This is a genomic window from Priestia sp. YIM B13552 (assembly GCF_042787775.1).
Lineage (GTDB): Bacteria > Bacillota > Bacilli > Bacillales > Bacillaceae_H > Priestia > Priestia megaterium_E.
In genome coordinates this window covers 41,333-48,277 of sequence record NZ_JBHZOU010000015.1, presented here as the reverse complement: position 1 = coordinate 48,277, position 6,945 = coordinate 41,333, and the positions used below count along the sequence as shown (strand labels likewise).

General features: G+C 42.2%; 5 protein-coding genes. 1 reads left to right on the top strand and 4 read right to left on the bottom strand.

Annotated features, from left to right (window positions below):
• Window positions 1-113 precede the first annotated feature (113 nt).
• From ACFX40_RS26995 to ACFX40_RS26980, 4 genes are all read right to left on the bottom strand, one after another.
• Window positions 114-1,493 (bottom strand): sugar porter family MFS transporter, encoded by a 1,380-nt coding sequence (locus tag ACFX40_RS26995; RefSeq protein WP_098332661.1) that lies wholly within the window; start codon window positions 1,491-1,493, stop codon window positions 114-116.
• Between the two features lie 147 nt (window positions 1,494-1,640).
• Window positions 1,641-3,065 (bottom strand): L-arabinose isomerase, encoded by a 1,425-nt coding sequence (gene araA, locus ACFX40_RS26990; protein ID WP_028409526.1) that lies wholly within the window; start codon window positions 3,063-3,065, stop codon window positions 1,641-1,643.
• Window positions 3,066-3,094: 29 nt separating this feature from the next.
• A complete protein-coding gene (locus tag ACFX40_RS26985) occupies window positions 3,095-3,793 on the bottom strand; it encodes an L-ribulose-5-phosphate 4-epimerase (RefSeq protein ID WP_028409527.1) in 699 nt (232 codons plus the stop codon).
• Window positions 3,787-5,418 carry a xylulokinase gene (locus ACFX40_RS26980; protein ID WP_336116698.1) on the bottom strand — a complete coding sequence of 544 codons (1,632 nt, stop codon included), beginning with the start codon at window positions 5,416-5,418 and terminating at the stop codon, window positions 3,787-3,789. The genes ACFX40_RS26985 and ACFX40_RS26980 overlap by 7 nt, the downstream gene beginning before the upstream one ends.
• A 338-nt stretch (window positions 5,419-5,756) precedes the next feature.
• Here ACFX40_RS26980 and ACFX40_RS26975 point away from each other — a divergent pair, with 338 nt between their 5' ends.
• Window positions 5,757-6,863: a GntR family transcriptional regulator gene (locus tag ACFX40_RS26975; RefSeq protein ID WP_377257293.1), complete on the top strand. Its 1,107-nt coding sequence runs from the start codon at window positions 5,757-5,759 to the stop codon at window positions 6,861-6,863.
• Window positions 6,864-6,945 lie beyond the last annotated feature (82 nt).

Sequence of the window (6,945 nt, the reverse complement as noted above, 5' to 3'; positions counted from 1 at the left end):
AGTCACCAGTACAATACCGGCAGCTGGCTGTTTAAAAGGTGCTTTGAGTCCTGTCTCACAAACAGGGTGCAGTCCCATAGCAAAGGGTTCTTTTTTTAAAACATTTACGACCATCAAACGTATTTATTACGCTCAACTGGAGGTACAGAGCTTCTTCCAGAGCGAGCTGCCATGTCCGTTTCAATTTGCTCTAGGCTACGTCCTTTTGTTTCAACCACTACAAAGCGTATGAAGAATAAACCGAGAATGCAAATGATCCCGAACGTTGAAAAGATAACGCCCAAACTAAACTGATCAGCTAAAATTGGGAACACAAGCCCTACTGCCAGCGATCCAGTCCAGTTAAAAGCAGATGAAATCCCAGCACCGATTCCGCGTACAGAAAGCGGGAAAATTTCTCCTACAATGATCCACGTAAGCGGCGCCCAAGAAAACGCATAGCAAAGGATAAAGCAGCAAAGAGCAATTAACGTGACCCAGTTAACAACGACTTCATTAACCCCTAACGCTCCTAGAATAGCCGGTGTGAAAAATGAAAGAGCCATACCCGCGCCGCCAATCGTAAGAATGGTACGGCGGTTGAATCTATCAACAAACTGCAGAAAAATAAGTGTTGTCACGACAAAGATTACCCCAACAATAACCGTAAAACCAGCAGCTACCTGCGGCGCTAAACCAACTTGACGAGCAATGCTTGTTGCATAATAAACAATTGAGTTTGAGCCTTGAATCTGCTGAAAAGTTGCCATTCCGACGCCGATAATTAAAGCTAGACGAAACTTTTTATGAAACAGCTGTTTAATGCCTGATTGTTCATGAACAGCTACGCTTTCAATTTCAGACACTTCAGCTTCCACTTCAGCTGTTGAGCGGCGAAGCGTACGCAGCACTTCACGCGCTTTATCTGGCATTCCATTTTTAATTAAGTAGCGAGGCGACTCTGGAAGCTTGATCATACCGATGCATAATACAATTGCGAAAATACCGGCGCTGCCAAGCATTAATCGCCAGCTGTTTGGAACCGGCTCAAAAATAAAGGCTACGATATAGCTTAATAATAATCCAATTACAATCATTAGCTGATTTAAACCTGAAAGCTTCCCGCGAATATGAGCAGGTGCGATTTCTGACATATAAGCAGGAACTAACGAAGAAGCCGTTCCTACTGCTGTACCTAAAAAGACGCGCGCAATCGTTAACGTAATTTCCTCTGGTGCAATCGCTGAACCGATGGAGCCTAAAAGAAAGATGATAGACGAAATTAAAATTAACTTTCTTCGTCCAAACTTATCGCCTAATAATCCGCTTAAAATGGAACCGATAATGGCTCCGCCCATTAGCGATGAAACCACAATTCCCAGCCACAGCGGACTCAAATGAAACGCTTCACGGATATGACCTTCTGCACCAGCAATAATCCCAATATCATAACCGAATAAAATACCGGCAAATGAGCCGAAGAAGAAGATAAACTTACTTGATACTTTACTCATGATTATAGATCCCCTTTGTATTGTCTTAGTTTTGCTTCCTATCACACAAATTTAAAACGCTTTCATTTATTTCTAAAAACGGCGTTCTTTTACTAACGCTATATTTTCACTTCCAAGGAAGCAGCGCTCCCTCGGAAATGTGAATGCTTACTTAATAATGACGTACTCTAGATCGACAAGCTTTGCATAGCTGACGATTTGATCGGTCGTTAAATTTAATGAAAGAACCGTATGATGGCCTCCTCCGTTTTCAATCCACGCTTTAACGCCGTCTTGGAAGTTCGGCTTAATGTTCCAAAGCACGCGGGCTACCGGAAGATTGGGAGCTGGAACTTCCGGCTCAAATGCCGATACTTCGTTAATTAACAGCTTGTAATGCGTGCCGAAGTCAGCCATGGAAACCACTACGCCTTCTCCTTTTTTACCATCAAACACTAAGCGGGCCGGATCTTCGCGGTTACCGATACCTAGCGGAGAAACGATTAGTTTTGGCTTGTTTACCGCTAGCGTCGGGTCTACTTCAAGCATGTGTGATTGAAGTACTGACTCACGTCCGGGAGCCAATTCATACGTGTAGTCTTCCATAAAGCCCGTTGACTGATTATGGCTCATCACTTTAAGCAAGCGGTCAAGCGCGGCTGTTTTCCAGTCTCCTTCACCAGCAAAGCCGTATCCCTGTGCCATCAAGCGCTGTACCGCTAGACCAGGAAGCTGCTTCATGCCGTATAGATCTTCAAAGTTAGTCGTAAAAGCGCTGTAGCCGCCTTCATCTAGAAAACGTTTAATCGCAATTTCATAGCTTGCCTGTACTTTTACGCTAGATTCCCAGTCTTCTGCAGAATAATCACCGTAAACAAATTCATACGCGTCTGCATATTCAGCAAATAAATCATTGATTTCTTCTTCCGTAACGGCATTTACATATTGAACAAGGTCGCCGATTCCAAAGTAGTCAACCGTCCAGCCGAATTGAATTTGTGCTTCAATTTTGTCTCCTTCCGTTACGCCGACGTTGCGCATATTGTCACCGAAACGCGCAACTTTAATGTTGAAGCTTTCGTTATAAGCAGCGGCTACGTCCATCCAGTGTGCAATTTGCTGCTGTACTTCGGGGCGCTCCCAGTAGCCCACTACAATTTTATTTTGCTTGTTCAAACGCGCGTTGATAAAACCGTATTCACGATCACCGTGAGCGGACTGATTCAAGTTCATAAAATCCATATCAATCGTTTCCCAAGGAATGCTTTCGTTAAATTGTGTTGCCAAATGAAGCAGCGGTTTTTGCAGTAATTTGGTACCGCGAATCCACATTTTTGCAGGCGAGAACGTATGCATCCACGTGATTACGCCGGCAACTTCATCTCGGTAATTCACTTCTTTCATCATCTTTGTAATCGTGTCAGCATTCACTGCTAAATCTTGCAGAACAATCGGATAAGGCAAGATACCGCTTTCATTTAAAGCATCAGTCATGCTTTGCGCGTGTGCCTTTACTTCTGCTAGCGCTTCTTTTCCGTAAAGATGCTGTGAACCAACAATAAACCAAAATTCTTTTTGAGCTGTTTTTAACATGATAATCCCCTTTTCTGTATGTAAGTCTTTTATTGTCCTTGCCCGTAATACGCGTTTTGTCCGTGTTTTCGTAAATAATGTTTGTCTAATATACGCTGCGGCAGCTCTTCAGCCAGCCCGTTTAATTTTTGTGTAAAGAAGTTCATTTTGGATACTTCGTCTAATACGACGCTGTTCATTACCGCCGTTTTGGCATCTTTTCCCCACGTAAACGGCCCGTGCCCTTGAAGTAAAATACCAGGAACCGCTAGCACATCTAAGCCGCGCTCTTCAAACGTTTCGATAATCACCTTGCCCGTTTCCACTTCATATCCGTCATTCACTTCTTTTTCTGTCAAAAAGCGCGCGCACGGTACGGAACCATAAAAGGTATCGGCATGAGTCGTTCCCATTGCCTGTACATCAAGTCCTGCTTGAGCCCAAATGGTCGCCCACGTTGAATGCGTATGGGCAATACCGCCAATTTGCGGGTAATGTTTATAGAGTACGGCATGCGTCAGCGTATCAGATGACGGGTTAAGCTCACCTTCTACCACGCGCCCATCTAAATCAACGACTACCATGTCTTGCGCCGTCATTTTCTCGTACGTCACGCCGCTTGGTTTAATTACAAACAAACCGCTGTCTCGATCAATGGCACTTACATTTCCCCACGTATACTTGACCAGTCCGTGTTTTGGCAAATCGACGTTTGCTTGAAATACTTCTTCTTTTAATTTATCTAGCACACTAACTCCTCCCGTTCTTCGCTGTGGTGCTCTGCAGCTGTTTTTTCAATCACTAGCCCTTTTTTATATCTTTTAATAAATGCTTCAAACCCTTTTACGTCGAGTTCGTCAGGATAAATTTCTTGTGCGGTCACTTCTTTAAAGACTCTATTATCCAAGAAATCTTCTAAACTTTCATTCTCCCTTTTATTGAGCATATAAGAAGAAAGAATAGCCATTCCCCACGCGCCTCCTTCTCCTGCTGTGGCCATGACGGAAACCGGGGTATTAATTGCTGCTGCCATCATTTTTTGACCAACTACCGGCGTTTTAAATAATCCTCCGTGCGCTAAAATACTGTGAATCTTTACGTTTTCTTCTTTGACTAAAAGATCCATCCCTATTTTCAAAGCGCCAAAAGCTGTAAAAAGATGTGTACGCATAAAGTTTGCTAGATTAAAATTGCTTTTTGCTGAACGGACAAATAGCGGACGGCCACTTTCTACTCCGGTAATATTTTCACCTGAGAAATAGCCGTAGCTAAGCAAGCCCCCTCCATCAGGATCAGCTTCTAACGCTTTATTTAACATCACTTCGAATAATTTATCCGACTCTACTTTTTGCCCCATCGCCTCCGAAAATTCGCGAAACAATCCGAGCCAGGCGTTTAAGTCGCTTGAGCAGTTATTCGCATGAACCATGGCAACTGGACTGCCGTTTGGCGTGGTAACCAAATCAATTTCCGGATAAACGTTTGAAAGCTTTTGATCTAATACAATCATCGCAAAAACGGACGTTCCTACTGAAACATTTCCCGTGCGTTTTCTTACGCTGTTTGTCGCCACCATTCCCGTTCCCGCATCTCCTTCTGGAGGACAAAACGGAATGCCCGGCTGCAAATTTTTAGACTGATCTAAAATACTAGCCCCAATGGCTGTTAACGTACCTGCTTGCTCACCTGAAGTATAAACTGCAGGCAGAATATCTGATAGTTGCCACGGATATCCTTTGTAAGAAATAAGCTCATCAAACTGCTTCATCATATCTTCACTGTAATTTTGCGTGCGTTCATCAATTGGAAACATCCCCGAAGCGTCTCCAATGCCAAGCGCCTTACTGCCCGTCAGCAGCCAGTGAATATAGCCGGCTAGCGTTGTCATGTAATCAATGCGCGGCAGATGTTTTTCTTGATTGATGATTGCCTGATAGAGATGCGCAATGCTCCATCGTTCAGGAATATTAAATTGGAAATGTTCAGTTAATTCTTTTGCTGCTGCGCTTGTTGTTGCATTACGCCACGTTCGAAACGGAACAAGCAGCTCACCCGTTTTATCAAACGCCATATATCCGTGCATCATAGCTGAAACACCAATGGAGCCAACTGTTCGAATCGTGATTCCGTAGCTTCGTTCTACTTCTTGCTTCATTTCACGGTAAGCACTTTGCAGACCTGTAATAATATCGAGTAAGTTGTACGTCCAAAAACCGTCTTCTAAGAGATTTTCCCATTCATAACTGCCCGATGCGACCGTTTCAAAATTTTCATCAATCAGCACCGCTTTAATACGAGTAGATCCAAGTTCAATTCCAAGGGACGTTTTCCCTTTCGCAATTGCTTGTTTTATGCTTTCTTGAGTTGTTTTCACGTTTATTCTCCTTTCTGATAGCTATAAATATACCTATAGCAGTAAGGAAGCGCTTTCCGTTTTATGTAACGCTGTTTGAATTTGTTAACAACCTAAGTATATTTATTTGTACGTACATTTGTCAATATAAAAATTATATATGCACACAAATATTCAAAACACCCTACTCTTCCCTTCTTAAACTTTTAAAAAGTCGGTATCCAATCCTTAAATCATTTCCCTTTCGATTAAAAACCAAGGAAATCTTTTCATTTATTCACGTTCATGATAAAATATGTCCATACAAATTTTACGCATAAAAAAAGTTGAATGTATACAACTACGAAAGAAGTGAAAACATGAAGCCAAAATATCAGGTGATTATTGAGGATATAAAAAGCAAAATTCTTTCAGGCGATTACAGCATGGGCGAACAAATCCCGACTGAATCGGTCATGCAAGAAACGTATGGTGTCAGCAGACATACGGTTCGAAAAGCCATTTTAGAGCTGTCGAATGAAGGATTTTTAAGAAGCGAAAAAGGATCTGGCACCTATGTAAGCAATCAGTATCAATCCAAATCTAGCGGGGCTTCTGCCAACAAAACAATCGGTGTAATTACCACGTATATTTCCGACTATATTTTCCCTTCTATTATTCGCGGAATTGAAAGCAGATTAAATAAAGATAATTATTCGCTGCTGCTGGCGAGCACGAATAACGATGTGGAACAAGAAAAAAAAGCGTTGGAAATGATGCTTTCCTACGGAGTAGACGGTCTAATTGTTGAGCCTACAAAAAGCAATTTGTACAATCCAAACATCTCGTATTATTTATCATTCAAAGAACAAGACGTTCCGTTTACAATGATTAACGCCTACTACGAAGAATTGGACGTTCCGTTTTTTTGTCTAGACGACGTTCAGTCAAGCTACCTTGCCACAAACGAATTAATTTCAAAAGGACATACGCAAATTGGGCTTATCGCAAAAATGGATGACCTGCAGGGGAAGTACCGAATGAAAGGCTACATAAAAGCGCTCGGTGATGCAAAACTCCGCTTTCAGCCTGAGCATATTTTGTCTTTTAACACGGAAACAAAGCTTGATTTGTACGCTAATTTGAAGACGTTTCTTACTGAAAATCAAGACGAAATGACCGCTCTTGTCTGCTATAACGATGAAGTGGGATTAGAAGTCGTAAATGTATGCAGACAGCTCGGCATTTCCATTCCGGACAAGTTGTCAATTATTGGTCAAGATAATTCGTACATCGCTAAAAATGCAACGATTAATTTAACAACGTTAACCCACCCGCAGGAACAAATGGGACGCGATGCGGCTGATTGGATCATTAAAAAGCTGCAGGGTAAAAAAGAGTTGCCAAACGAAACCTACTATCAGCCTGTGTTAGTTGAAGGTGAAACGATTAAAGAGTTAAATGCGAAGCGCGACGAAGTTCGTTAAAAGAAGGCTTCCTTAGAGGTCTATAAAACTTTTTATGAGAGAAAGGGATGCACATTATTATGCATCCCTTTCTTTATGTACT

What these genes read in the sequence shown, in the direction of transcription:
- ACFX40_RS26975 (WP_377257293.1), top strand. Translation starts at nt 5,757, where the DNA reads ATGAAGCCAAAATATCAGGTGATTATTGAGGATATAAAAAGCAAAATT.
- araA (WP_028409526.1), bottom strand. Translation starts at nt 3,065, where the DNA reads ATGTTAAAAACAGCTCAAAAAGAATTTTGGTTTATTGTTGGTTCACAG.
- ACFX40_RS26995 (WP_098332661.1), bottom strand. Translation starts at nt 1,493, where the DNA reads ATGAGTAAAGTATCAAGTAAGTTTATCTTCTTCTTCGGCTCATTTGCC.